25 protein-coding genes and 2 pseudogenes are annotated in these 25,369 nt (G+C 70.9%); 14 read left to right on the plus strand and 13 right to left on the minus strand.

Annotation, left to right across the window (positions count from 1 at the left end; all coding sequences use genetic code 11):
* The first annotated feature begins 13 nt into the window (after positions 1 to 13).
* Complete coding sequence (locus tag AB0O67_RS17685; RefSeq protein WP_365450976.1) at positions 14 to 697, plus strand: DUF1707 domain-containing protein; 684 nt, start codon at positions 14 to 16, stop codon at positions 695 to 697.
* Positions 698 to 869: 172 nt separating this feature from the next.
* Positions 870 to 1,247: a WhiB family transcriptional regulator gene (locus AB0O67_RS17690; RefSeq protein WP_365450978.1), complete on the plus strand. Its 378-nt coding sequence runs from the start codon at positions 870 to 872 to the stop codon at positions 1,245 to 1,247.
* 156 nt (positions 1,248 to 1,403) lie between these two features.
* Here the strand turns inward: AB0O67_RS17690 and glpX are convergent, their stop codons facing one another.
* Complete coding sequence (glpX, locus tag AB0O67_RS17695; protein ID WP_365450980.1) at positions 1,404 to 2,435, minus strand: class II fructose-bisphosphatase; 1,032 nt, start codon at positions 2,433 to 2,435, stop codon at positions 1,404 to 1,406.
* A gap of 126 nt (positions 2,436 to 2,561) precedes the next feature.
* Here glpX and AB0O67_RS17700 point away from each other — a divergent pair, with 126 nt between their 5' ends.
* Positions 2,562 to 3,098, plus strand: coding sequence for a DUF4245 domain-containing protein (locus tag AB0O67_RS17700; RefSeq protein ID WP_365450982.1), 537 nt, complete (start codon positions 2,562 to 2,564; stop codon positions 3,096 to 3,098).
* Positions 3,099 to 3,176: 78 nt separating this feature from the next.
* Here the strand turns inward: AB0O67_RS17700 and AB0O67_RS17705 are convergent, their stop codons facing one another.
* The 4 genes from AB0O67_RS17705 to AB0O67_RS17720 form a co-directional block, all read right to left on the minus strand.
* Positions 3,177 to 3,767 carry a malonic semialdehyde reductase gene (locus tag AB0O67_RS17705; RefSeq protein ID WP_365450984.1) on the minus strand — a complete coding sequence of 197 codons (591 nt, stop codon included), beginning with the start codon at positions 3,765 to 3,767 and terminating at the stop codon, positions 3,177 to 3,179.
* A gap of 155 nt (positions 3,768 to 3,922) precedes the next feature.
* Entirely contained in the window at positions 3,923 to 4,162 is a 240-nt protein-coding gene (locus AB0O67_RS17710) for an exodeoxyribonuclease VII small subunit (RefSeq protein WP_365450986.1), read from the minus strand.
* 9 nt (positions 4,163 to 4,171) lie between these two features.
* Positions 4,172 to 5,380, minus strand: coding sequence for an exodeoxyribonuclease VII large subunit (xseA, locus tag AB0O67_RS17715; RefSeq protein ID WP_365450988.1), 1,209 nt, complete (start codon positions 5,378 to 5,380; stop codon positions 4,172 to 4,174).
* A 43-nt stretch (positions 5,381 to 5,423) separates the two neighbouring features.
* Positions 5,424 to 6,797: an APC family permease gene (locus AB0O67_RS17720; protein ID WP_365450990.1), complete on the minus strand. Its 1,374-nt coding sequence runs from the start codon at positions 6,795 to 6,797 to the stop codon at positions 5,424 to 5,426.
* Positions 6,798 to 6,913: 116 nt separating this feature from the next.
* Between AB0O67_RS17720 and AB0O67_RS17725 the strand changes: the two genes are divergently transcribed.
* Together AB0O67_RS17725 and ppgK are read left to right on the plus strand one after the other, a co-directional pair.
* A complete protein-coding gene (locus tag AB0O67_RS17725) occupies positions 6,914 to 7,936 on the plus strand; it encodes a 4-hydroxy-3-methylbut-2-enyl diphosphate reductase (protein WP_365450992.1) in 1,023 nt (340 codons plus the stop codon).
* A gap of 73 nt (positions 7,937 to 8,009) precedes the next feature.
* Positions 8,010 to 8,777, plus strand: a complete 768-nt coding sequence (gene ppgK, locus AB0O67_RS17730) for a polyphosphate--glucose phosphotransferase (protein ID WP_365450994.1) — start codon at positions 8,010 to 8,012, stop codon at positions 8,775 to 8,777.
* Between the two features lie 103 nt (positions 8,778 to 8,880).
* Here ppgK and AB0O67_RS17735 read toward each other — a convergent pair whose 3' ends face one another.
* Positions 8,881 to 9,531 (minus strand): DUF6542 domain-containing protein, encoded by a 651-nt coding sequence (locus AB0O67_RS17735; protein WP_365450996.1) that lies wholly within the window; start codon positions 9,529 to 9,531, stop codon positions 8,881 to 8,883.
* Between the two features lie 194 nt (positions 9,532 to 9,725).
* Between AB0O67_RS17735 and ychF the strand changes: the two genes are divergently transcribed.
* Positions 9,726 to 10,814: a redox-regulated ATPase YchF gene (ychF, locus tag AB0O67_RS17740; protein ID WP_365450998.1), complete on the plus strand. Its 1,089-nt coding sequence runs from the start codon at positions 9,726 to 9,728 to the stop codon at positions 10,812 to 10,814.
* Between the two features lie 84 nt (positions 10,815 to 10,898).
* Here ychF and AB0O67_RS17745 read toward each other — a convergent pair whose 3' ends face one another.
* Both AB0O67_RS17745 and AB0O67_RS17750 read right to left on the minus strand, forming a co-directional pair.
* Positions 10,899 to 11,162, minus strand: coding sequence for a type II toxin-antitoxin system RelE/ParE family toxin (locus AB0O67_RS17745; RefSeq protein WP_365451000.1), 264 nt, complete (start codon positions 11,160 to 11,162; stop codon positions 10,899 to 10,901).
* Complete coding sequence (locus tag AB0O67_RS17750; protein ID WP_365451002.1) at positions 11,155 to 11,424, minus strand: type II toxin-antitoxin system Phd/YefM family antitoxin; 270 nt, start codon at positions 11,422 to 11,424, stop codon at positions 11,155 to 11,157. Before AB0O67_RS17750 ends, AB0O67_RS17745 begins: the two co-directional genes overlap by 8 nt.
* A 109-nt stretch (positions 11,425 to 11,533) precedes the next feature.
* On the opposite strand from AB0O67_RS17750, the pseudogene AB0O67_RS17755 reads away from it, so the two are divergent.
* Positions 11,534 to 12,012: pseudogene (locus AB0O67_RS17755) on the plus strand (ATP-dependent helicase); the annotation flags it as partial.
* 45 nt (positions 12,013 to 12,057) lie between these two features.
* Here the strand turns inward: AB0O67_RS17755 and AB0O67_RS17760 are convergent.
* The gene (locus tag AB0O67_RS17760) at positions 12,058 to 12,402 is read right to left on the minus strand and encodes a MazG-like family protein (protein ID WP_365451004.1); all 345 of its coding nucleotides are present in this window, start codon (positions 12,400 to 12,402) and stop codon (positions 12,058 to 12,060) included.
* 263 nt (positions 12,403 to 12,665) lie between these two features.
* Between AB0O67_RS17760 and AB0O67_RS17765 the strand changes: the two genes are divergently transcribed.
* Positions 12,666 to 14,240 (plus strand): S8 family peptidase, encoded by a 1,575-nt coding sequence (locus AB0O67_RS17765; RefSeq protein WP_365451006.1) that lies wholly within the window; start codon positions 12,666 to 12,668, stop codon positions 14,238 to 14,240.
* A 141-nt stretch (positions 14,241 to 14,381) separates the two neighbouring features.
* Here the strand turns inward: AB0O67_RS17765 and AB0O67_RS17770 are convergent, their stop codons facing one another.
* On the minus strand, positions 14,382 to 14,852 hold the full coding sequence (locus AB0O67_RS17770; protein ID WP_365451008.1) for a hypothetical protein: 471 nt from the start codon (positions 14,850 to 14,852) through the stop codon (positions 14,382 to 14,384).
* Positions 14,853 to 14,993: 141 nt separating this feature from the next.
* On the opposite strand from AB0O67_RS17770, the gene AB0O67_RS17775 reads away from it, so the two are divergent.
* The 6 genes from AB0O67_RS17775 (at position 14,994) to AB0O67_RS17800 (ending at position 21,642) form a co-directional block, all read left to right on the plus strand.
* Entirely contained in the window at positions 14,994 to 16,265 is a 1,272-nt protein-coding gene (locus AB0O67_RS17775; RefSeq protein ID WP_365451010.1) for a DUF4190 domain-containing protein, read from the plus strand.
* Between the two features lie 207 nt (positions 16,266 to 16,472).
* A complete protein-coding gene (locus AB0O67_RS17780) occupies positions 16,473 to 17,225 on the plus strand; it encodes a GntR family transcriptional regulator (RefSeq protein WP_365451012.1) in 753 nt (250 codons plus the stop codon).
* Between the two features lie 304 nt (positions 17,226 to 17,529).
* Positions 17,530 to 17,718 (plus strand): SPOR domain-containing protein, encoded by a 189-nt coding sequence (locus tag AB0O67_RS17785; RefSeq protein WP_365451014.1) that lies wholly within the window; start codon positions 17,530 to 17,532, stop codon positions 17,716 to 17,718.
* Between the two features lie 36 nt (positions 17,719 to 17,754).
* Positions 17,755 to 18,171, plus strand: coding sequence for a (deoxy)nucleoside triphosphate pyrophosphohydrolase (locus AB0O67_RS17790; RefSeq protein ID WP_365451016.1), 417 nt, complete (start codon positions 17,755 to 17,757; stop codon positions 18,169 to 18,171).
* A 195-nt stretch (positions 18,172 to 18,366) separates the two neighbouring features.
* A complete protein-coding gene (locus AB0O67_RS17795; RefSeq protein WP_365451018.1) occupies positions 18,367 to 18,774 on the plus strand; it encodes an ATP-binding protein in 408 nt (135 codons plus the stop codon).
* Positions 18,775 to 19,035: 261 nt separating this feature from the next.
* Positions 19,036 to 21,642: a SpoIIE family protein phosphatase gene (locus tag AB0O67_RS17800; RefSeq protein ID WP_365451020.1), complete on the plus strand. Its 2,607-nt coding sequence runs from the start codon at positions 19,036 to 19,038 to the stop codon at positions 21,640 to 21,642.
* A gap of 17 nt (positions 21,643 to 21,659) precedes the next feature.
* On the opposite strand, the gene AB0O67_RS17805 is transcribed toward AB0O67_RS17800, so the two are convergent.
* The 3 genes and pseudogenes from AB0O67_RS17805 to AB0O67_RS17815 all read right to left on the minus strand — a co-directional run.
* Positions 21,660 to 22,523 carry an immunity 49 family protein gene (locus AB0O67_RS17805; protein ID WP_365451022.1) on the minus strand — a complete coding sequence of 288 codons (864 nt, stop codon included), beginning with the start codon at positions 22,521 to 22,523 and terminating at the stop codon, positions 21,660 to 21,662.
* A 61-nt stretch (positions 22,524 to 22,584) separates the two neighbouring features.
* Positions 22,585 to 23,442, minus strand: coding sequence for an immunity 49 family protein (locus AB0O67_RS17810; protein ID WP_365451024.1), 858 nt, complete (start codon positions 23,440 to 23,442; stop codon positions 22,585 to 22,587).
* A gap of 2 nt (positions 23,443 to 23,444) precedes the next feature.
* A pseudogene (locus AB0O67_RS17815) lies at positions 23,445 to 25,369 on the minus strand (hypothetical protein); the annotation flags it as partial.

A 25,369-nucleotide genomic window follows, 5' to 3' on the forward strand; every position in this document is an offset into this window, starting at 1 on the left:
GTACGCTGCTGCTGTGGACCTTCAGAAGCAGACCGCGCCCGGCTCCGAACTCCGCGCCTCCGACGCCGACCGCGACCATTTCGCGGACATCCTGCGCGAGGCCCTGGCGGAGGGCCGCCTCAGCGCCGAGGAGCACGCCGAGCGGGTGGAGGGTGTCTACACCGCCAAGACGGTCGGTGAACTGGAGCCGTACGTCCGGGACCTGCCCGGGGTGCACCAGGCCCGCGCGACCCCCGGGTACGCCTCAGCGCCCCAGCGCCCCTCGGCCGGCGCGATACCGGCGGACCCCGACGAGAACGTGGTCGCGGTGTTCAGCGCCGCGGTGCGCAAGGGCCGCTGGCGGGCGGGCCGCCGCATCCACGTGTACTCGGTCTTCGGCAGCGTCGAGATCGATCTCAGCGAGGCGGTCTTCGAGTACCAGCAGGTCGTGGTCAAGGCCTGGTCCGTCTTCGGGAACGTCGAGGTCCGCGTGCCGGAGAACGTCTCGCTGCGCGGCTCCGGTGGTGGCGTCCTCGGCAACTTCGAGGTCGACAACCAGGACGCCCCGGACCCCGACGCCCCCGTCGTCTTCGTGGACGGCTGGGCCGTGCTCGGCAACATCGAGGCGCGGCCCAAGCGCGGGAAGCTGGTGGCGGACATCCTCGACCGTGTGCAGCGCAAGCTCGACAAGGGCCTGCGCAAGCACCTGGACTGCTGACGGTCGTGAAGTCGGCCTGAAACGCGAGGATGCGGTCACTTCCGGTGGTCCCGGGCGGCGCATCCGTATCCCCTGATTCCGGTCGTTGGGGACTCCCTGCATAGGCGCGCGTACAGCGGGTAGACCTTGCTGCATCGTCTCTCGCTCGCGAAGCCGTCGTCAGGAGTAGACCGTGCTGCAACCGCCGCATTCGTCCCTGCAGGTAGCTGCCGTTCCGGCCCAGCGGGTGCCAGTGCGAGACAGGGACCAAGACGCTCCATGGCACACGGAGGCCGTGTGCCGGCGCGACGAGGCCGGCCTGTTCTTCGCGCCCTCCAAGGAGCCCACCGCCGCCCGGCTCTCCCGCGAGGAGGCGGCCAAGCGCGTCTGCGCCCGCTGCCCCGTCATGGTCGAGTGCCGCGAACACGCGCTCCTCCAACCGGAGCCCTACGGCGTCTGGGGCGGCCTCACCGCCGCCGAGCGCCGCGTGGTCCTGGCCCGGCGCCGCCGGCGCGAACTGGAGCTGAAGAAGACGGCCCGCGCCGACAGCCGCATAGCGGCGGCCGGCTGACTCCTGCCCCACACGACCGAAGGCGCCCCCTCCGCACAGGGGGCGCCTTCGGTCGTGCCGGTCGTTGTTCGGGCCTCAGGGGCGCGGGGGACCGCGTGACAGGCCACGACGAACCCGCAGTCGCCGACGTCCCGCACCGCCCCGAAGGTCAGGCGCCTACTTCGCCCGCTCGAAATCGATGGCGCTGTACGCCCGCAACTTGCTCAGCCGATGCTCGGAGTCGATCCGCCGCACGGTCCCCGACTTGGACCGCATCACGATCGAGTCCGTCGTGGCCGTCTCCGACCGGTAGCGCACGCCCCGCAGCAGCTCCCCGTCGGTGATCCCGGTCGCCACGAAGAACACGTTCTCCCCGGTCACCAGGTCCTCGGTCGTCAGCACCCGGTCCAGATCGTGCCCGGCGTCGATGGCCCGCTGCCGCTCCTCGTCGTCCTTGGGCCACAGCTTGCCCTGAATGGTCCCGCCGAGGCACTTCACGGCACAGGCCGAGATGATCCCCTCCGGCGTACCGCCGACGCCCAGCAGCAGGTCCACGCCGGTGCCCTCGCGCAGCGCCAGGATCGACCCGGCCACGTCGCCGTCGGAGATCAGCTTGATGCGCGCACCCGTCTCGCGGACCTCCTCGATGAGCCGCTCGTGCCGCGGCCGGTCGAGGATGACGACGGTCACGTCCTCCGGCGCGGAGCGCTTGGCCTTGGCGACCCGCCGGATGTTCACCGACACCGGCGCGTCGATGTCGACGAAGTCCGCCGCCTCGGGCCCGGTGACCAGCTTGTCCATGTAGAACACGGCCGACGGGTCGAACATCGAGCCGCGCTCCGCCGCCGCGAGCACCGCGATGGCGTTGGTCATGCCCTTGGCGGTCAGGGTCGTACCGTCGATCGGGTCGACGGCGATGTCGCACTCCGGCCCGGTCCCGTCGCCGACCCGCTCCCCGTTGTAGAGCATCGGCGCCTCGTCCTTCTCGCCCTCCCCGATGACGACCACGCCGTTCATGGAGACGGTGGAGACGAGGGCGCGCATGGCGCGTACCGCGGCACCGTCGGCGCCGTTCTTGTCCCCGCGGCCGACCCAGCGGCCCGCGGCCATCGCCGCGGCTTCGGTCACCCGGACCAGTTCCAGGGCGAGGTTGCGGTCGGGGGCCTCGGAGGGCACATCGAGTTCGGACGGCAAGTGATGCTCGGTCATCGGAACGCACCTTTCTGATACGACGACGGCCGGATGAGGGTTCGGCGACGACTCTATCGTCAGATCGACAGAATGAGCAGGGCCCCCCACGGATGAGCGGCCGGGGTACCTGCGACGATAGGACGCGTGGCAGGCGCGAACGGCAAGCAGAAGACGGTCCGGGACATGGTTCTCTCCCTGGGCCTGATCGTGTTGGCGGGATTGGTCATGTACCTCTTCATCCCGCACGACGACGACCAGGAACCAGACGTCAAACGGGTGGACTACCGGGTCGAGCTGCTCACGGCCCGTCGCGCCGCGGCGTATCCGGTGGCCGCGCCGCAGGGCCTCCCGCAGACCTGGAAGCCGACGTCGGTCCGCTTCGACGGGCAGCAGCAGGACGCCTGGCACCTCGGTTTCCACGCCCCCGACGGGGAGTACGTCACGGTGAAGCAGTCCATGGACAAGCGGATCCCGTTCATCGAGGACGCCACCCAGGGCGCGCAGGAGACGAAGGTCACCGAGGAGATCGACGGCCGTACGTGGGTCCGCTACACCGGCGGCCGGTACGACGCGCTGGTCCTGGCGGAGGACGACGACGCCAAGGGCGCGACGACGGTGGTCGCCGGCACGGGCTCGTTCGAGCAGCTGACGACGATGGCGAAGGCGCTGAAGACGTCGTGACCCGGTAGCGGCGAAAGGGTGACGACGGAGAGGCCCCCGGCATCAGCTGCCGGGGGCCTCTCACGCGGGGAAGGGGAGTCACACGGTGGTGACGACCTCGTCGTACGCCAGTCGCGGGGAGCGCGCGAACCACGCGTCCGGCCCCGGGCGGCCGATGTTCACGACCATCAACGGCGTGTGGTCGTCGTCCAGGAACTCCTTGCGCACGCCCTCGAAGTCCATGCCGGTCATCGGGCCGGCGGCCAGCCCGGCGGCGCGCACGCCGATGATGAAGTAGGCGGCCTGGAGGGCGGCGTTCAGGCCGGCCGCGTTCTCGCGGGCCGGGCGCTCGGTGAAGAACGCGTCCTTGACCTGCGGGGCGTGCGGGAAGAGCTGCGGCAGCTCCTCGTGGAACTCGTTGTCCGCGGCGAGGATCGCGGCCAGCGGGGCGGCGGCCGTCTTGGCCCGGTTGCCCTCGGTCAGGTGCTGGACCAGGCGCTCGCGGGCTTCGGGGGAGCGGACCAGGGTGATGCGCAGCGGTGACTGGTTGAAGGCGGTCGGGCCGTACTTGACCAGGTCGTAGATCGCCTGCACCTGCTCCTCGGTCACCGGCTCGTCGGTGAAGGTGTTCGCGGTGCGGGCCTCGCGGAAGAGCAGGTCCTGGGCGGCGGGGTCAAGAACGAGAGACATACGTGATCTTTCCAGGTGCTGCGTCGGGTCCATGTACTGTGCACGGACCCACTGGCGAGACCGACCGTACGCCACAAGAAGTTCAAGCTTCAATTAAATCGGGTGGGCGGTGATCGGCTTCACACCCACCGCGGGTCAGGCCCGCGCCGCGCCGATCACTCCTGGTCGGCCCCCGCCTCGGCGGGCTCCGCCGCCCCCTCGGCCAGCGCCGCGTCCAGCCGGGCCCGCGCGCCCTCCAGCCACCGCCGGCACACCTTGGCCAGTTCCTCGCCGCGCTCCCACAGCGCGAGGGACTCCTCCAGCGTCGTACCGCCCGCCTCCAGCCGCCGTACGACCTCGATCAGCTCGTCCCGCGCCTGCTCGTAGCCCAGCGCCTCGTCCACATTGCCGCTCATCCGCCCACCCTAAGCATCGACACGTACGGAGAACTCACCCTCGGCCACCCGCGCCCGCAGGGGCTCGTCGGCCGTCACCTCGTCCGGTGCGCGGACCACGTGGCCGTCGGCCTTCTGCAGCACCGCGTACCCGCGCTGCAGGGTCGCCGCCGGCGAGAGGGCCACCACGCGCGCGTGCGTGTGCGTCAGCTCCGACTCGGCCCGGTCGAGGTGGTGCCCCAGGCACCGCCGCCCGCGCTCCACCAGCGCCGCCACCTGCCCGGCCCGCTCGTCGATCATCCGGTGCGGGTCCTGGATCGACGGCCGCGCCAGCGCGTGCGCCAGCCCGCGCTCCTCGCGCTCGACGAACACCGCCATGCACCGCCGCGCCCGGTCCCGCAGCTGCCGTACCCGCTCGAACTCCTCGCCCACGTCCGGTACGACCTTCTTCGCGGCGTCGGTGGGCGTGGAGGCCCGCAGGTCGGCCACGTGGTCCAGGAGCGGGTTGTCGGGCTCGTGGCCGATGGCCGACACCACGGGCGTACGGCAGGCCGCCACCGCCCGCACCAGCTGCTCGTCGGAGAACGGCAGCAGGTCCTCCACGCTGCCGCCGCCCCGCGCCACGATGATCACGTCGACGGCGTCGACCGCGTCGAGCTCCTTCACCGCCTGCACGACCTGCGGCACCGCGTGCACGCCCTGCACGGCGACGTTGCGCACCTCGAACCGCACGGCCGGCCAGCGGTGCCGGGCGTTCTCCAGCACGTCCCGCTCCGCGGCCGAGGCCCGCCCGCACACCAGCCCGATCAGCTGCGGCAGGAACGGCAGCGGCCGCTTGCGCTCCGGCGCGAACAGCCCCTCGCCCGCCAGCTTCTTCTTCAACTGCTCAAGACGCGCCAGCAGCTCCCCGACGCCCACGGGCTTTATCTCCGCGGCCCGCAACGACAGCTGCCCGCGCGGCGCGTACCACTCCGGCTTCGCCAGGACGACGACCCGCGCGCCCTCGCTCACCACGTCCGCGACCGCGTCGAACACCTGCCGGTAGCAGGTGACGCCGACCGAGATGTCGTACGACGGGTCCCGCAGCGTCAGGAACACCACGCCCGCGCCCGGCCGCCGCGACAGCTGCGTGATCTGCCCCTCGACCCAGACCGCCCCGAGCCGGTCGATCCAGCTCCCGATGAGCCGCGACACCTCGCCGACGGGCAGGGGGGTTTCCGGGGACGTGTTGACTGCCATGCCCGCGAGCGTAGTGGGCGGCACCGACAAACCCGGCCCGTGCTCAGCCCCCGGAGGGGCTCTCCCGGCAGGCCTGCGCCACCAGCACCACCACGCCGATCACCAGCCACACCGCCCCCACCACCTGCGCGCTCCGCGACGCCGCCACGACCACCGCGAGCGTGATCGCCGCCCCCAGCACCGGCACCAGGACATGCCGCCACCAGCTCACCGCCCCGCCCCGCCGCCGTACCGCGAACCACCCCACCACGCTCGCGTGCAGCAGCGTGAAGGCCGTCAGGGCACCGATGTCGACCACCGACACCAGGTGGTCCACGCCGTCGGCCTGCCGGGCCGCCCACACCGCCGCGACCATCGTGATCACCGCGGCGCTCAGCAGGGCCACGCGCGGCACCCCCGAGTCCGTCCGGGCCAGGGCCCGCGGCAGCCGCCGGTCCCGCGCCATCGCGAACAGCAGCCGCCCGGCCGCGGCCTGCCCGGCCAGCGCCGCGAAGGCCGCGCCGAGCGCCTTGCTCGCGGCCACCAGATCGTGCAGCCAGGTCCCCACGGACGCGTCCACGGCGTCGTAGAAGGCGGAGCCCTGCCTGGCGGGCTCGGCGGCGAGCTCCGCGGACGACACGGGCTCCAGCAGCGCCACCAGGTACGTCTGCGCGACGAACAGCACGCCCGCGAGACCGAGGCAGAACAGCACCGCGCGCGCCACCTGCCGCGAGCCGCCGGTCACCTCCTCCGCGAACGAGGCGATCGCGTCGAAGCCCAGATACGACAGCACGGCGATCGACACGGCCCCGATCACCGCCGACACCGCGAACGCCCCCTGCGTCCCGTCCCCCGACAGCGGCGACAGCCACGCCCGCTCGGCCCCCTCGCGCGCCAGGACGACGCTCGCCGACACCACGAAGACCAGCAGGACCACGATCTCCAGCGCGAGGACCAGGAAGCCCACCCGGGCGGCCGCACGCACGCCCCACAGGTTGAGCAGCGTCGTCACCACCACCGCCAGCGCGGTCCACACCCAGCGCGAGACCTCCGGGACCAGCGCCTCCATCGCGATGCCGGAGAAGAGATAGGCGACCGCCGGGATCAGCAGGTAGTCCAGCATCGCCATCCAGCCGGCGACGAATCCGGCCTCCTTGCCGAGCCCCACGCGCGCGTACGCGAAGACGGATCCGGCCTGGGGGACCACGCGCACCATCTGCGCGTAGCTGAATGCGGTGAACGCCATCGCCACCGTGGCGACGACGTAGACCAGGGCGACCGCCCCGTGCGACCTGGCGTCCAAGGTGCCGAAGACGCCGACGGGGGCCATCGGGGCGATGAACAGCAACCCGTAGACGACCAGGTCCCGAAAGCCCAGCGTGCGCCGCAGGCGGTGGTCCTCGTCCATCCAGGGCACCGCCGTGCCGGTTTCGGACATCAGCAGCCTCCGACCGTCCGTACGTGGTGCTCTTCCCCACCCCTCGCGGCTCAAGGCCAGTCTCCCCAGGAACGTCACAAGGGCGCGATCTTTGACCCCCCGAACGCGGCCTTACGATGGGTGCCATGACTGCTTCGCCTGGCCGCCGTGTCCTGCTCGCCGCCCCCCGTGGCTACTGCGCGGGTGTGGACCGCGCCGTGATCGCCGTCGAGAAAGCCCTGGAGCAGTACGGCGCTCCGATCTATGTCCGGCACGAGATCGTCCACAACAAGTACGTCGTCCAGACCCTGGAGAAGAAGGGCGCCATCTTCGTCGAGCGGACGGAGGAGGTCCCCCCGGGGAACATCGTGATGTTCTCGGCGCACGGCGTCGCCCCGGTCGTCCACCAGGAGGCCGAACGCGGCCGGCTGGCCACCATCGACGCGACCTGCCCGCTGGTGACCAAGGTCCACAAGGAAGCGGTCCGGTTCGCTGACGAGGACTACGACATCCTCCTGATCGGTCACGAGGGCCACGAGGAGGTCATCGGCACCTCCGGTGAGGCCCCCGAGCACATCCAGCTCGTCGACGGCCCCGGCGACGTGGCGAAGGTCGAGGTCCGCGACCCCTCCAAGGTCGTCTGGCTGTCCCAGACCACGCTCTCCGTCGACGAGACCATGGAGACCGTCGACGCCCTGAAGGACAAGTTCCCGCAGCTGATCTCGCCGCCCAGCGACGACATCTGCTACGCCACCCAGAACCGCCAGCTCGCGGTGAAGCAGATGGGTGCCGAGGCCGAACTCGTCATCGTCGTCGGCTCCCGCAACTCCTCCAACTCCAAGCGCCTGGTCGAGGTCGCCAAGCTCGCCGGCTCGCGCGCGGCCTACCTCGTGGACTTCGCCGACGAGATCGAGGAGGCCTGGCTGGAGGGCGTCACGACGGTCGGCGTCACCTCCGGCGCCTCCGTCCCCGAGGTGCTCGTCGAGCACGTGCTGGAGTGGCTGTCCGGGCGTGGCTTCGAGGACGTCGAGATCGTCAAGGCGGCGGAGGAGTCCATCACCTTCTCGCTGCCCAAGGAGCTCCGCCGTGACCTCCGCGAGGAGGCGGCCGAGCTGATCGCGCGGCGCACGGACGCGGAGGGCGTCTCCGGCGAGCGGTGAGACGGCGGGGGCGCGTCGGCGCCTCGCCAGGCGCGGCGTAGTGACCGTCAGTGGTCCGTCGTAACGTGGTGACATGCAGATCTTCGGTGTGGACATCGGCGGATCCGGGATCAAGGGCGCCCCTGTGGACCTCGACAGGGGCGCTCTCACGGACGAGCGTTTCAAGGTGCTGACCCCCCACCCGGCGACGCCGGACTCGGTGGCCGACGGCGTCAAGGAGGTCGTCGACCACTTCGGCTGGACCGGCCCGATCGGCGTCACGTTCCCGGGCGTCGTCACGGGCGGCGCCACGATCCGTACGGCGGCGAACGTCGACAAGACCTGGATCGACACGGACGCGCGCGTGCTGCTCGGCGACCGTCTCGGCGGCGTCCCCGTCACCGTGGTCAACGACGCGGACGCGGCGGGCATCGCAGAGATGGCCTTCGGCGCGGGCCGCGACCGCAAGGGCACGGTCATCACGCTGACCTTCGGCACGGGCATCGGCAGCGCCGTCTTCACCGGCGGTGTCCTCGTCCCCAACACCGAGCTGGGCCATCTGGAACTGCACGGGCACGACGCCGAGAAGCGGGCCTCCAGCAAGGTCAAGGAGGACCACGACATGTCGTGGGAGCACTGGGCGCGGCGGGTGCAGCAGTACCTGGCGCACGTCGAGATGCTCTTCTCGCCGGAGCTCTTCGTCATCGGCGGCGGCGTGAGCCGCAAGGCGCAGAAGTTCCTGCACTACATCGAGGGCATCAGGGCGGAGATCGTCCCCGCGGAGCTGCAGAACAACGCGGGCATCGTGGGGGCGGCGATGCGGGCGGCGGACGCGGGACAGGCACCGGGCAGCGGCGTGTAGGGCCGGGGGGACGACCCCGGTTCCCGCTGGGCCGACCCGGGTCTCCGCCCGGCCGGCCCGCACGGGCGGGCGTTCCCGGGACGGGCGGCTCGCGCCGCGCGGTTCACGCCGGTGGGCGGTTGCGTGCCGCGTGCCGACGCATCTGCCGCAGCTTGCGTACGGTCACGATCGACCCCGCGACGAGCGTCCCCCCGTACAACCACCCCGCTTGTGTGGCCAGCGCCGTGAACAGGCCCACGACGCGCCCGCTCAGCCCCTCCCCGCTCTCGGCGACCGGTACCAGCCCCAGGGCGAAGGCGATCGGCACCACGACGGGCACGGTCACCAGGTCCACCCCGCGCACCCACACCGCCGCCAGCACGCACACCGGCAGGAACAGCACGCCGTAGACGACGAGTGACGACCCGAACAGCAGCGCGTCGAGCGTGCCGAGCGCCAGCAGCACCGCCCCGCAGAACAGCCCGCAGCCGAGCCCGGTGAACCGCGGGTTGGGCAGCCGCCGTACCGCCTGGACGACGGGCGGGCCGGGACGCCGTAACGCCGCCGCGGGCCGCGCCGTACCGGCGGGACGGCCCTGTCGCCGCGCAGCGGCGGGCTTGGCCGGCCGCGGCGACGAACGCCCACCACCCCCGCCCGCGCCACCGTCCCCACCGCCGTTGCCGGCGCCGCGCCGAGCCTGCGACGGCAGGGGCGTCGGCGGCGCGGCGCCGCGTCGCGGTCCGTGCTGAGTAGAACGCGCCCTGTGTTGCTCCACTAGGCCAACTTAGGTCGATTAATGTGCCAAATAGGCCGTCCGACACGCCGTTGGGCAGAGCTTGGCCAAGCGTTCGACAGGGCGCCCGGCCGGACTCCGGCACCCCGTAAACTGGTGGATCGGCCAGCCAGTCCCCTGGCGCCTGCCCCGGCCCACCGGCCCCCACGCCCCTCTCACGTACGGGAAGTCGCAACGTGTCGCTCACGATCGGAATCGTCGGTCTGCCGAATGTCGGCAAGTCGACCCTGTTCAACGCCCTGACCAAGAACGACGTGCTGGCGGCCAACTACCCGTTCGCCACGATCGAGCCGAACGTCGGCGTGGTCGGCGTCCCCGACCCGCGGCTGACGAAGCTCGCCGAGATCTTCTCCTCGGACCGGGTGCTGCCGGCCACGGTCGACTTCGTCGACATCGCGGGCATCGTGCGGGGCGCGTCCGAGGGTGAGGGCCTGGGCAACAAGTTCCTGGCGAACATCCGCGAGTCCGACGCGATCTGCCAGGTCATCCGCGCCTTCAAGGACGAGAACGTCGTCCACGTCGACGGCAAGGTCTCGCCCAAGGACGACATCGAGACCATCAACACCGAGCTGATCCTGGCCGACCTCCAGACGATCGAGAAGGTGCTGCCGCGACTGCAGAAGGAGTCGCGGATCAAGAAGGACGTGGCGCCCAAGGTCAAGGCGGTCGAGGAGGCCAAGGAGATCCTCGAGAAGGGCGACACCCTCTTCGCGCACGGCATCGTGCAGGGCAGCGAGCGCGCCGAGCCCCTGCACGACCTGCACCTGCTCACCACCAAGCCCTTCCTCTACGTCTTCAACGTCGACGAGGACGAGCTGACGGACGAGACCTTCAAGAACGAGCAGCGAGCCCTGGTCGCCCCCGCCGAGGCGATCTTCCTCAACGCCAAGCTGGAGGCGGACCTCGCCGAGCTCGACGAGGACGAGGCCCTTGAGCTCCTCCAGTCCGTCGGCCAGGACGAGCCGGGCCTCGCGACCCTCGCCCACGTCGGCTTCAACACCCTCGGCCTGCAGACCTACCTCACGGCCGGCCCCAAGGAGTCCCGCGCCTGGACCATCAAGAAGGGCGCCACCGCCCCCGAGGCCGCCGGAGTCATCCACACCGACTTCCAGAAGGGCTTCATCAAGGCGGAGGTCATCTCCTTCGGCGACCTGGTGGAAACCGGCTCGGTCGCCGAGGCCCGTGCGAAGGGCAAGGCCCGCATGGAGGGCAAGGACTACGTGATGCAGGACGGCGACGTGGTGGAGTTCCGCTTCAACGTGTGATCGCATCATCACAGGCGGCCTGACCTGCGAGAACGCGGGTCAGGCCGTTGTCCTGTCCGCAACAGTCCGCAGAACCGGGAGCAGCTACGTGTCGTGGACCGTGGAGCGGTGTCCGACGTGTACGACCCACACCGTCAGTTCCCCGTTGTCGATCGTGTAGACGACACGGTGGTCGCCGACTCGTAGGCGGCGGCGCTCAGGCTGGGATACGAGTGCGGTGGTGTTGAAGCCGAAGGGGTCGCTCTCCAGCTCTGTCAGTTTGGCCAGGATTCGAAGCGCGATGTCACGCGGGATCTTGCGTAGCTCGGCCTGGGCCTCGGGCCGGAACACCGTGCGGTAGTCACTCACTGCGTGCCAGTGTCTCCCTCATCACGTCCTCGATCGGGACGCCGGCGCCCCGGCTCGCCATGCGCTCGTCGATGATGCGGTTGATCTCGCGCTCTTCCCACTCCTGGTACTTGCGTAGCACCTCGATCGAGACCACGGCGGCGACCTGCTTGCCGCGACGGGTGATGACAGTGGGCACGTCGTCGCGGTCGGCCCGTTCGACGACTTCGGCCAAGTGGGCGCGTACGTCGCGGATGGACTCTATGGGCAGTGGCTGCGTCATGCCCCAAGAGTACCGAGTGTGCCATGTGTACACAACATCGGCGGGGCCGGTCGGTGCAGGGGGCAGCGGTGGCAGTATGCGGGGACATGGCGAGAGGGGTCGGGGCGGGATGGGGCGCAGTGAGCGGGGGGCGGTTGCCGCGGGAGGGCGGCTGTACGAGGCGGCGCAGGCGGTGGCCGGTGACCACGAGCGGGCTGTCGAGGCGGTTCGGGCGGCGCTGAAGCCGATCTGCGATACGGCGGCGGAACAGGCGCTGGACGCCATCCCAGTGGCCCGTTGAAGGAGGTCACCGAAGGGCGGCTGAGGCTCGGGGAAGTCGAGCGGGGTGGGCTGCGGTCGGTCCGGCAGGTACGTGGATCGGCCGGAGCCGCGAACCACCTCACTCGTCATGGCCCTGCATGTGCTGGTGGCAGCGGGCCCCGATGCGTGGCGAGCCGTCGACACGGCCGCGGCTCTCTCGGAGCGGCGCGGCCCGCTGCTGGCCGAGGCCAAGCCGGCCGCCGGGCGGCTGCGGATGCTGCTGGGGGGCCAGCCGTACGAGCTCGGGCGCTGGAGGCCGTTGCAGAGGTTCGCAGACTTACCGAAGAAGGGCGACGAGATGGTCAACGCGCCGCCTCTTCGCGCCGGCGGCACCTACCCCTCCTCCGCCCCCAGCGACCTCTCCGCCACCCGCTCCAGATGCCGTGCGAACACCTGCCGTGCCTCCGGTGTCAGGGAGCGCAGGGCCACCAGTGCCGTGATCACCACGTCGCACAGTTCCGACTGGACGTCCTCCCAGGTGTGGCTCACGCCCTTGCGGGGGTTCTGGCCGGTCGCGCCGATCACCGCCTCGGCCGTCTCGCCGACCTCCTCCTGGAGCTTCAGCATGCGCAGCAACAGGCCTTCGCGGCCGGTGACCGGCTGATCCGATTCCAGCCAGCTCCACAACGCGTCCACGGTGGTCCACAACTCGGGCGACACAGCGTCTCGATCAGCCATACGAACAGCCTGCCAGGCCGCCGGACCCCGCCGTCGCGCCGCCCGCCACCCCGAGGGGATTCGGCTTCCGAATTGCCTTGACGAGCTGTCATGTCAGCTTTATGGCAGGCGAGTTACGTTCACGCACAGCCCTTGTGCAATTCCTGTGGAAGCCTCAATCTTTCGGCTGACGCACAGGTGAGCACGCAGTCGATTGTCATGCTCCTGCTCACCTGAACGTCGCCCCCACACCGACGCACCACCGATTGAGGAGGACCCCTCAGATGGCAGTGATGCGTACTCCCCACCGCACCGCCCGGCGAAGACTGGCCGCGATCGGCGCCCTGACCGGCGCCGTGCTCACCGCGGGATTCGTCTCCGCGCTGCCCGCAGGCGCGGCAGAAGGCCACATCCAGTACGAGGGCGCCGCGAACGCCGTCGCCGACAGCTACATCGTGACCCTTAAGGCGGACCGGGCCCGCTCGGGCTCCGCCGAGGGCCGCGCTCTGGCCGCGAAGTACGGCGCCACCATCGAGCGCACGTACAAGAAGGCCCTCAACGGCTACGCGATCGAGGCCTCCGAGACCGAGGCGAAACGTCTCGCCGCCGACCCGGCCGTCGCCTCCGTCGTCCAGAACCGCACCTTCACGATCGACGGCACCCAGCCCAGCCCGCCCTCCTGGGGCCTGGACCGCATCGACCAGCGCAACCTCCCGCTGAACAGCTCGTACACCTACCCGGACTCGGCCGGCGAGGGCGTCACCGCGTACGTCATCGACACCGGCGTCCGCATCACGCACAGCGACTTCGGCGGCCGTGCCTCCTACGGCTACGACGCCATCGACAACGACAACACAGCCCAGGACGGGCACGGTCACGGCACCCACGTCGCGGGCACGGTCGCCGGCAGCGCCCACGGCGTCGCGAAGAAGGCGAAGGTCGTCGGCGTCCGCGTGCTGAACAACTCCGGCTCCGGTACGACCGCCCAGGTCGTCGCCGGTATCGACTGGGTCGCCCAGAACGCGGTCAAGCCGGCCGTCGCCAACATGTCCCTCGGTGGCGGCGCCGACACCGCCCTCGACACCGCCGTACGCAACGCCATCGCCTCCGGTGTCACCTTCGCCGTCGCGGCCGGCAACGAGACCACCAACGCCTCGACCAGGTCACCCGCGCGCGTGACCGAGGCGATCACCGTCGGCGCCACCACCAGCACCGACGCCAAGGCGAGCTACTCCAACTACGGCACGGTCCTGGACCTGTTCGCCCCGGGCTCGTCGATCACGTCCGCCTGGAACACCAGCGACTCGGCCACCAACACCATCTCCGGTACGTCGATGGCGACCCCGCACGTCGCCGGAGCGGTGGCGCTCTACCTGGCCGGCAACCCCTCGGCCACGCCCGCCCAGGTCTCCAGCGCGCTGACGTCCGCGGCCACCCCCAACGTCGTCACCAGCCCCGGCACCGGCTCGCCCAACCGCCTGCTGTACGTGGGCGGCGGCAACCCGACGCCGCCCGGCCCGCGCTTCGAGAACACCGGGGACGTCGCCATCGCCGACAACGCGACGGCCGAGTCCCCGGTGACGGTCACCGGCGTCGCCGGCAACGCTCCCGCCGCGCTCTCCGTCGAGGTCCACATCGTCCACACCTACATCGGTGACCTCCAGGTGCAGCTGATCGCCCCCGACGGTACGGCGTACACCCTCAAGGGCTACGGCACCGGCGGCAGCGCGGACAACATCGACACCACGTACTCCGTCAACGCCTCCTCCGAGGCAGCCAACGGCACGTGGAAGCTGAGGGTCAGCGACAACGCGCGGTACGACACCGGGCGCATCGACGCCTGGGCGCTCCAGTTCTGACGCCTGACACCCGCTCATCCCTCGTCCTCGCGGTCCCGGGCGGAAGCCCGGCCGCCGCGAGGACGAGGCACGTTTCTCATAAGTCCCCGGAGAACTCCGGCTCCTCCGGGTACGGCTGCGGCTCGGTCACCCACCCCGCCGTCAGCACCAGCCGCGAGTGCCGGTGCAGCGCCAGGAAGCCGAAGGGGCGCTCGAAGCGGGCGGTGTTCGGTCCCGTCCGTCAGCCCGACCGGCATTCGGTCGACGAACCCGCCCGTGCGCTTGGGTCGCCCAGGCCTCCAGCGCCGCCCGACCGGCGGCCATGTCCCCGGTGAGCACCCCGTGCGCCGCGGCGGGCAGCCCGGCCTCCCAGGCTTCCTTCAGCTCCAGCGTGCGTTTCGTCCGCAGGCCCAGGGCCGCGTCCAGGCCGCGCGTCGTGGCCAAGCCGACGGGCAACTCCCGTGCGGCGCCCGCCGCCTGGTCTGCGAGCAGGCCCACCGCGTCCGCCGGCTCCGCCCGCGCCGCGCCCCCGGCCCCGTCCGCGAGCAGGGCGAGCAAGGTCCACACCCCGGCGGCCGAGAACGCCGTACCGTCCGTGACGTTCCTGGCCCAGCGGGCCGTCAGCCGGTTCACGGCATGTGCCGTGGTAGGCGTGATCCGCATTCCGCCCCCACTGGTCCCCCGCTTACGATGCGCCAGTCGCACCCGTCGCACCCGCGATCCGTACGGCAGTTCCGAACCCTCTCCGAAGCCCGAACCAGGAGCACCGTACCTGTGTCCATACCCCCGCCCCCTGGGCCCCAGCAGCCGCAGGAGCCTCAGGGCCCCTACGGCCAGTACCCGGCCCCGCAGGACCAGGGACTGTACGGCGCCCAGGGGCACTACGGCGCCCAGGGGCACTACGGCGCCCAGGGGCACTACGGCGCCCAGGGGCACTACAGCGTCCAGGGACCGTACGGCGTTCCGGGGCCGTACGGTCAGCAGTCGCCTCACGGGGCATGGGGCCCCTACCCGCCGCCCGGACTGCCGCCGGTCAACGGTGCCGCGATCGCCGCCCTCGTGCTCGGCATCCTCTGCTTCCTGCCGGCCGTCGGGCTGGTGCTCGGTCTGATCGCGCTGCGCCAGATCAAGCGGAAGGGCGAGCGCGGCAAGGGCATGGCGATCGCCGGGGCAGTGCTGTCGACGGTCGGCCTGGCCCTGCTGACCCTGACCTTCTCGACGGGCGGCGCGTCCGACTTCTGGGAGGGCTTCAAGGAGGGCGCGCGGGAGAGCGCGATCGTCTCGCCGGACAAGGGCGAGTGCTTCGACGCGCCCACCGGATCGCTGGAGGGGGAGACGTACGACGTCGAGGTGGTGCCCTGCTCCGGCAAGCACGACGGCGAGGTGTTCGCCACCGTCACCCTGCCCGGCGGCACCTTCCCGGGCGACGACCACGTCGCGAAGGTCGCCGACGACGAGTGCTACGCCCTGGAGCCCGACTACGCCATGGACAGCTGGGCGGTGCCCGACGACGTCGACGTGTACTACCTGACGCCGACCCGGGAGAGCTGGGCCCTCGGTGACCGTGAGATCACCTGCCTCTTCGGCAACACCGACGAGAAGGGCAGCCTGACGGGCTCCCTGCGCAACGACGAGACGACCCTGGACGCGGACCAGCTCGCGTACCTGGAGACGGTGGTCGCGATCGACGCCGTCATGGGCGAGGAGCCCGAGGCGTTCCCCGACGAGGACCTGCCGGTGAACCAGGCGTGGGCGCAGGACATGCACGACGTGCTCGGCGAGCAGGGCGCCGCACTGGAGGCGCACACCTGGCCCGCCGACGCGGAGCGGCCGATGGCCGCCCTGGTGAAGGAGCTGGCGTCGGCCCGGGAGGACTGGGCGAAGGCCGCGGACGCCGGGGACGCCGACACCTTCTACGCGCACTACGACCAGGGGTACGGGTTCTACGACGGCCAGGCCACCGTCACCGCGCGCGAAGCTCTGGGTCTGGACACCAGCCCGCCCGCCGGTGCCTCAGACGAGGCGGCCCCGGACCAGGAGGTGTGAGCGCGCCGAGGTGTGGCGAACCACCGGTCTGCGATCCATTTCCGTGGCCGGGGGGAGTGATCGGCTCCATAGCGGGGAGAAACTGCCTGCGTGAAGCCTGCGGGGGCCAGAAGTCATCACATCGAGTGATTCTTTGGCCTTCGCTTGCCTGGCACAACCCACGGTTGCCACGCTGTTGCTGTCTGTACAACCTGATGGGAGCGGCCAGTGACATTCGGTGAGCAGCCGGCGTACCTGCGCGTCGCGGGTGATCTCCGCCAGAAGATCGTCGACGGTCAGCTGCCACCGCATACGCGTCTGCCCTCGCAGGCGAGAATCCGCGAGGAGTACGGAGTCTCGGACACGGTCGCGCTGGAGGCCCGCAAGGTGCTGATGGCGGAGGGTCTGGTCGAGGGCCGGTCCGGCTCCGGGACCTATGTCCGGGAGCGGCCCGTGCCCCGCAGCATCGCCCGCTCCGGATACCGCCCTGCCGGCGGCGCCACGCCCTTCCGGCAGGAGCAGGCCGACGCCGCCGCGCGTGGCACCTGGGAGTCCAGCAGCGCGCAGACCGCGGCGAGCGGCGCCATCGCCGAGCGGCTCGGCATCCGGCCGGGCGACCGCGTGATGTGCACCAGGTACCTCTTCCGGGACAGCGGCGAACCGATGATGCTCTCCACCTCCTGGGAGCCGCTCGCCGTCACCGGGCGTACGCCGGTGATGCTGCCCGAGGAGGGCCCCCTCGGCGGCATGGGTGTCGTCGAGCGCATGGCCGCCATCGACGTGATCGTGGACAACGTCACCGAGGAGGTCGGCGCCCGCCCCGGACTGGCAGAGGAGCTGCTCACGCTCGGTGGCGTCCCCGGCCATGTCGTCATCGTCGTCCAGCGCACCTTCTACGCCTCCGGGCGACCGGTCGAGACGTCGGACGTCGTGATCCCGGCCGACCGCTACCGGGTGGCCTATCACCTTCCGGTGAAGTAGCGCACAACCGTGCGGCAGTTGCCCCCGGCACAGGCGTGTCGGGAGCCCTTTCACGCACCGGTGGAATCCGGACGTTTTCGCAGGTGACCCCGGGCGTGCCCGGTACGCCGCTGACCGGATGCGCCGAGGTGTGCGGACCGCGCGTTCGACCTTGTGCGCCCCCTCGGTGCTGGCTTGTTGCGTACCTCTTTGTGAAAAGCCGTATTCGCTGCGTGAAGGTTAGGCGTAGGCTCGGGCATATGCGGATTGCGGTTTCCTTAGCGGGCGGGGCGCGCGGGCCGAGGGCGGGAAGCGGAGGGGCGCGATGAACGACAGCACGGTGACTCTCCCGTGGCTGGTCATACGGCAGGACGACAGCGGCAATCGCTACCGCGTGGGCAGGTACGCGACGCGGTCCGAGGCCCAGAAGATCGCGGACAGCCTCGACAGCCGGGGGCACAAGCAGCTCTATTGGGTCGAGCGCATCGGGCACGACGGGGACCCCGAGGCGTGAGGGGTGCCGCCGGGGCGCTCCCGTAGGCTCCGGCGCATGACGGAACGGATCGTGGTGGTCGGCGCGGCCCTGCTCGACGGCGGCCGGCTGCTCGCCGCGCGCCGCAGCGCGCCCCCCGAGCTGGCCGGCCGCTGGGAGCTGCCCGGCGGCAAGGTGGAGCCCGGTGAGACGCCCGAGGCGGCGCTGGAGCGGGAGTTGCGCGAGGAACTCGGCGTCGAGACGGAGCCCGTGCGGCGCGTGCCGGGGGAGTGGCCGCTGAGATCGCCGTACGTCCTCCAGGTGTGGACCGCGCGGCTGCGGGCCGGCTCCCCCGAGCCGAAGGCCCTCCAGGACCACGACGCACTGCGCTGGCTGACTGCCGCGACGCTGTGGAGCGTGGAGTGGCTGGAGCAGGACGTGGCGGCGGTCCAGGAGGTGGCGGGGGAGCTGGACGCCGACATCACGGGGGCGTGACCGGCGTGATCGGTGGGCGTGTGGAAGCGCGAGCGGCGTGATTCGGCGCCGTGGTCCGGGCGTTGGTGGTCGACCTCGATCCGTACGCCGTTGGTGCCACAGTGCGCCCTTCCTGTGGGTACTGCCCCAGGGATATCGGGTATGTGCCCATTAACCCCACGAAACCGGACATGGGTGGGCCTACTGTCCTGGGAAGTGATCGGCGTGATCGACACCGATGGAGAGTGCGCCGAGTGGACCTTCCCCGCCGACCCCACGGCCGCGCGCACCGCACGTTCCGTCGTCCGCCGCCAGTTGCACGGCTGGGCGCTCGACAGTGTGAGCGACATCACTGCCTTGCTGGTCAGCGAGCTGGTGACGAACGCGTTGCGCCATGCGACGGGCCCCATCGGGGTACGCCTGGTGCGTCCCGGCGACCTGTCCGACGTCCTGCTCGTGGAGGTCTCCGACCCGCTCCCCGAGCCGCCCCGTGAACGCGCTCCCCGCCTGGAGGACGAGAGCGGGCGCGGTCTGCAACTGGTGGCATCGTCCTCGCGCCGCTGGGGAACCAGGCCCGGGGAGTCGGGCAAAACGGTGTGGTTCGAGCTCGCCGTCCCGGGCTGAGGGGTGGTCCCGGGACGCTTACACCGGTCGTACTCGTGTCCACGAACGGGATCCGGCCGGAAGCCGTTGCCCTCAGGCGTGATTCGAGGGTGTGTCCCCTGGTTAGAAGACTGGAAGTGTTGTCGCGGCACGGTCCGAAAACCGCCTGGATCGTGCTGTGATCGTGAACACCGTGTTGTGCGGCGCCGTAGTGCTGGATACTGTGGGCAGCCGCCCCCGGTGACCGGTACCGGACGCGGTGAGCTGGAGGGGACGGTTCGCGTGAGCGAGATACCAGCGAAGGCCACGGAGTCCGAGGACCCGTCGGACGGCGCGAGGACGGAGGCCATGGGTGCCTCCGTCGAGATGCCGCTCACGGACGCCCTGTGGCAGAGCAGTCCGCCCGGCTCCATCTACGACTACATCAAGGTCGCGTCCTTCTCCATCGGCCCCGACGGGCTGGTCGACCAGTGGAGTCTGCGCGCCGAGAACCTCTTCGGCATCCCGGCCGAGCGCGCCGTCGGCATGGACCCCATCGCGGCGTTCATCGACCCCGATCTGCGTGAGCGCGGACAGCGGAAGATGGCCGAGATCCTCGACGGGCGCGAGTGGACCGGCGTCATCCCCTTCCGGCTGCCGGACACGGCCGACGGCGGGCGCGGCGGCACGGGCCTCGCCGAGGTCTATGTGATGCCGACCCGCACGGAAGGCGGCGACAAGGCGGCCGTCTGCATAGTCGTCGACGTCCGCGTGCTGCGCCGCATCGAGACGGACCTCGCCGCCTCGCAGGCCATTTTCGGTCAATCCCCGTTCGGCTTCCTGCTGATCGACGCCGATCTGAAGGTGCGGCGCGCCAACCAGCGGTTCGCCTCCGTCTTCGGCGGCACACCCGACGACCACCGCGGCCGCGGGGTGCACGACTATCTGCCGCGCGGCGAGGCCGAGCGGGTCGCCGCGACCCTGCGCCGGGTCCTGGAAACCGGCGACAGCATCACGGACATGCACGTCACGGGCTTCCGCCCCGGCTCCGACGAGCGCCGCCACTGGTCGGTCAACCTCTACCGGGTGCACAGCGGAACGGGCAGCCCCATCGGCATCGCCTGGCTGGGAACCGACATCACCTCCCGCCGCGCCGCCGCCCGCGAGGCCGCCGCCGCCCGGCGCAATCTCGCCCTCCTCAACGAGGCCGGCGCGCGCATAGGCAACTCCCTCGACCTGGAGACCACCGCCCGCGAACTCCTCGACGTCGTCGTCCCCGGTTTCTGTGACCTGGCCACCGTCGACCTCTACCAGGGGCTGCTGGTCGGCGACCAGACCCCGCAGAGCCTCGCCGACGGCAGCGCCGAACTGCGCCGCGTCGCCTTCGCCAGCGCGGTCTCCGACGCCCCGTTCGCGGGCACGGGCGATCCGGTCACGGTCGGCGCCGTCCACCACTACCCGTTCAACTCGCCCTGCGCCGACGCGCTGCGCACGGCCCGCACACAGATCGTCCCCGCCGAGGAGGGAGGCCTCGTCCAGTCCACGCTTGCCGTGCCGATGGTCGCCCACGACACGGTCGTGGGACTCGCGCAGTTCTCGCGTACGAAGGGCAGCGAGCCGTTCGGCGAACGGGACCGCGACCTCGCGGTGGAGCTGGCCGCGCGGGCCGCCGTCTGCATCGACAACGCCCGGCTCTACCGTCGCGAGCACGAACGCGCGTTGATACTGCAACGGTCCCTGCTCCCGCCGGGCGACCCGGTCGCCTCCGGCCTCGACATCGCCTGCCGCTACCTGCCGGGGAACGCCTCCACGGGGCGCCCCAGCGAGGTCGGCGGCGACTGGTTCGACGTCATCGAACTGCCCGGGCACCGCACCGCGCTGGTGGTGGGCGACGTCATGGGCCGCGGCCTGCGCGCCGCGGTCGCCATGGGTGAACTCCGCACGGCCGTGCGCACGCTGGCCCAGCTCGACCTCGAACCGGCCGAGGTGCTCTCCCAGTTGGACGAGATCGCCCGTGGCCTCGGCACCCCCGGCGGCATCCAGCAGGCCACCCGGGCCGCCCGGCGCCCCCGCGAGGCGGACCTCTCCGAGGTGTACCTGGCGACCTGCGTGTACGCGGTCTACGACTCCGTCACCCGCCGGTGCACCTTCGCCAACGCGGGTCATCTGCCGCCGGTCCTGGTCGAGCCCGGGGAGTCGGCGCTGATGCTCGACGTGCCGCCCGGGCTGCCGCTGGGCGTCGGCGGGGAACCCTTCGAGGAGGTCGAGGTCGAACTCCCCGAGGGCGCGCTGCTCGCGCTCTACACGGATGGACTGGTCGAGTCCCGGGACCATCCGCTGGACGAGGGCCTCCAGGCATTCGTCGGGGCGCTCACCGACCCCACCCGCCCTCTGGAAGATGTCTGCGACCAGGTCCTCAACACCCTCGACACCCACCACGGCGAGGACGACCTCGCCCTGCTCATGGCCCGCGTCCAGGGCCTGCCCGCGGAGTCGGTCGGCGACTGGACGCTGCCGCGCGAGCCGCGCAGCGTGGGCCGGGCCCGCGAGTACGCGCGCGGCCAGCTCCTGAGCTGGGACATGGAACCGCTGGTCGACACGACGGAGCTGCTGGTCAGCGAACTGGTGACGAACGCCCTGCGCTACGGCGAGGGTGAGATCAGGCTGCGCCTGCTGCTGGACCGCACCCTGGTGTGCGAGGTCTGGGACTCGGGCCTGGTCCAGCCCCGCCGCCGCCGAGCCCGCGACACCGACGAGGGCGGCCGCGGCCTGCAACTCGTCGGTCTCCTGTCGGCGGCGTGGGGCTCACGCCGGACCCACCGGGGCAAGACGGTGTGGTTCGAACTACCGCTGCCGGACGGCGAGACCGGCGTGATGGATCCGGCGGAGGCACTGCTGAGCCTGTTCTAGGCGACGGATCGGCGAGGTCAGTACTCGATCTCGCCGATCCAGCTGTACTCCAGGAGCGCCTTGGGCAGGTACTCGGACTCGACCTCCACGGTGATGCCCTGGTCACGCGCGAGGCAGGCCATCGCCAGCGGCCCGAGAGCGACGAGCCCGTCGGCACTGGCCGCACGGTCCATGTCGGCGGTCCAGTACGCCTTGTGCGCGCGCAGCGCGTCCGCCAGCGCTTTGTTGAACTCCGCGGGGTCGCGGCGGATGACGCGGTAGAGCAGGATCAGCGGCGGATAGAGGATCTGCGACATCAGACCCGCGTCCGCGTGCCGCAGTGCCTGCGGACTGGTGCCGTCGACCGCAGCGACGAGCTTGTCGCCCACGTCCTGGCGGCCCAGCCAGAAGCTCTGCAGCGCCTCCACCCAGGAGTAGATGTACTCGTCGAAGACCGCCTCCGACTCCCGCAGCAGGGAGAGGGGCACCTGTGCCAGCCGACGCAGACGGTCGTTGTCGCGGCAGATCATCGCCAGGTAGAAGCAGGTGACCCAGGTGCCAGCGTGAAGATGGGACTCGGGGCCGGTCGCGGGGAGCGTGCGCTCCCGCTCCTTGATCCGGCATGTGACGGTGCCGCCCTCGGGTGCGGTGGCCGCGGCGAAGAGCGCCGACCCGGTCTGCATGGCTGTGACCCACGCCTCCCAAGTCTCGAACTTCACTGCCTGCGGGTCCACCGCACAATGCTGCTGCGCCAAGGTGAGCGCAGTGCTCAGCGCCTGGGGCCGCAGGACCGGCGAGTCGGCGAACTCGTCGAGGATCCAGTTCGCGGTCTCGGCGAGAGCGTCGAGAGTCTCCGGCACCTCGTCCGTGGGGTACTCGTGGCGGGGAACGGTCGTGGCCACTGACGCTCTCCTTTGGCCGAGCTTGCATCGGCAGCTTGCCGACCTTGCCCTTGTCGTACTCCTACGTGCGGAACTCGCCCACCCAGGTGCCCTTGAGCAGGTGCTTGGGGAGGTAGTCGGACTCGACCTCGACCGGGAAGCCCGCGTCGTACGCCAGGCAGGCCATGGCCAATGGGCCGACGGCGACGAGTCCGCGCGCGTCGTTGGCGCGTCCCTCATCCGCTGTCCAGTACTCCTTGTGCAGGGTGAGGGCGTTCGCAAGGGACTGGTTGAACCGCTCGTGGTCACCTGTGACGAACCGGTGGAACAGGTCGACGTCCGGCCAGAGGATCTTCGTGGTGGCTTCGGCGCCTGCGATCGGAGCCGCTTCGGGTGCGAGACCTTGGGCCGCCTCGACCAGTTTGTCGCCGAGTTCGGGCCGGGTCTGCCAGTACGCCTGCAGCGTCTCCACCCACGGATAGATGTAGGGGTCGTACTCGGCACCCGAGTCCCGCAGCAACGACAGCGGAACCTGGCACAAGGCGTCCAGCCGATCCTTGTCGCGGCAGATCAGCGACAACATGAACACGGTGACCCAGTTCCCGGCATCCACCCAGGGCCGTGGTCCCGTGGCGGGAACGGTACGCACCTCATGGTGGATGAGGCACTCCGCACTCGCCTCGGTCGTGGTCGCCGCGGTGAACATCGCCGAACCGGACTGCATGGCGGTCACCCACACCTCCCACGTCTCCAGCCACTCCGCCGTCGGATCCGCCGCCGCGCGCTCCCGCGCCAGGAGCAGCGAGTCGGACATGGCGTCCTTGACCGCCATCGGGGACTCCTGCAGGTCCTCAAGAGCCCACACGATGCCCCGGCTGAGCACAGGCTCACGACCTGGGATGTCGTCTCGGGCGAAGACGTGCCGGGGAACGGAGAGCACCACTAGCGTCCTTCCCTGTAGAGATCGAAGTAGTTGAGTTCCGCTCCAGCATAGGAGCCGGTGTGTTTGTTGGCCTGAACCATCACGTACTGGACCTTCTCCCGACGAAGGGCCCGAGCCATTTCTTCGGCGATGGCCTTGTCCGCGCCACCTCGGGCCTTCATCTCCTCAAGGATCGTTTGAACATATTCGATCGTGCCCTGTTTGACCCGCTTACGGCCGTGCTCCTCGCCGGCTCCCTTTCGCCAGTCGAGCTCACCGCCCGGAGCCTTCGCCTCGACGATGAGGAAGTCGCCTGTCCCGTTGTCGAGGCGGTACAACTGGTCGAATCTCCTGGCGCCGTTGCCGGTCTCCATGAGATCCACCCACTGGGCATCGGCGAACTCGTGCGGAATGACATGGTGCTTCGCCGCACCCTCGCCCAGAGCCTCCCCGATCTTGGTGTTGTTCGCGCGGTCCCCCATGGCCTCGCGAGCGGCCTCAAGGGCCTCCAGATTCTCGGGCGTGGGTGACTTCTCGTACGTACGCTGAGCGTCACCGAGATCCAGGTACTTCTGGTGTGCGTCGGCCAATTCATCCAGCTTCGGACCGACATGGGCCGGCACAGAGTCCAATCCGACGGGTTTCGGCGGAAGGCGGTACTGCTCGCCGGGTGCGGAGGGAAGATCGTCGGTTGCCAACCACCTCGGGTTGGTTCCTTCCGTCAGTTTCGGAAGGTACTGACCATCGACGATTTCCTCCGCAGTCCTGCGGTGCCCGCGTCTGTCGTAGTGGTCGTTGAACCACGTGGGATCCTCGTTGGCGAGCCGGACATGCTCGTCGTGCCACCACTTCATCTGCTCGGGAGTGCGCGGGACCCACTCCGTGCTCCCCGCGCCGTATTGCGGGTCGCCGGGGCGTGGGGGGGAGTTCGTGGCCGCGTCGTCGCCCGCGCGGGCCCCGTCGTCGAAGCCGCCAGGGAGACCGTCGCCCAGCGCCGGGGGGATGTGGTGGCCGCTGCCGGGGGCCGGGCCGTCGACGTGGGTGCCAGAAGCGCCGACGTCGTCGGTGGCGCCACCCGGAAGACCGTCTCCTGCTCCGTTGCCGGGTACCTGGTTTGCTGCGGGTCCGGTGGAGGGGTGGGGTCCGACGCTGTTGGTCGGCAGGTTGTCGGCGCGGCCTCCGGGCAGGTTGTCGGCTGTGCTGCCGGGGAGGTTGTCGCCGGTGTGGACGGCCGGGGTGGCGTCGTCGCCGATGCGGCCGAGGTCGCCGAGGTCGCCGATGTCGCTGCCGAGGCGGACGTGCTGGCCGGCGTTGTCGACGTGGGTGGCCGCGCCGGCCATGGCGGGTTCACGGACGGGGCTGTCGACGCGGGGCAGGTCCGCGCCGTCGCGCGGGATGCCGGGCTGGTCGACGACGTCGCCGGGGCCGTCGTCGGCCTTGGCGATGACGTTGCCGCCCTCGTCGAGGATGTTGCCCTCGGGGTCGTAGTAGCGGGCCGGGGCGCCGTCCTCGGTGGGCAGCTTGACCGTGCCCTCGGGCAGGACGGGGGCGTCGTCGGGGAGCTTGACCGTGCCCTCGGGCAGTTCCACCGCGCCGGGCGGCACGGCCGTCCCCTCGGGCAGCTTCACCGCGCCGTTGCCCAGATCGACCGCGCCCGCCGGGAGCGCGGTGCCCTCGGGCAGGGTCACCGCACCACCCTCGGGAATCCTGACACCGCCCGGAGGGATCGCCGCCCCCTCGGGCAGCCGCACCGCACCCTCGGGGAGCCGGACCGCACCCTCGGGCAGCGTGATCGCGTTGTCCGGGAGCCGGGGGATCTCGATGTTGCCGACGCCCTTCAGCGCCGCGCTGATGTCGCCGATCTTCGACAGTCCGGCGCCCGCGCCCTTGGCGATGTAGGTCATCGGGTCGATGACCCGGCCCGCCTTGCCCGCCGCGCCCAGCA

The organism is Streptomyces sp. NPDC086077 (assembly GCF_040686175.1).
Taxonomy (GTDB): domain Bacteria; phylum Actinomycetota; class Actinomycetes; order Streptomycetales; family Streptomycetaceae; genus Streptomyces.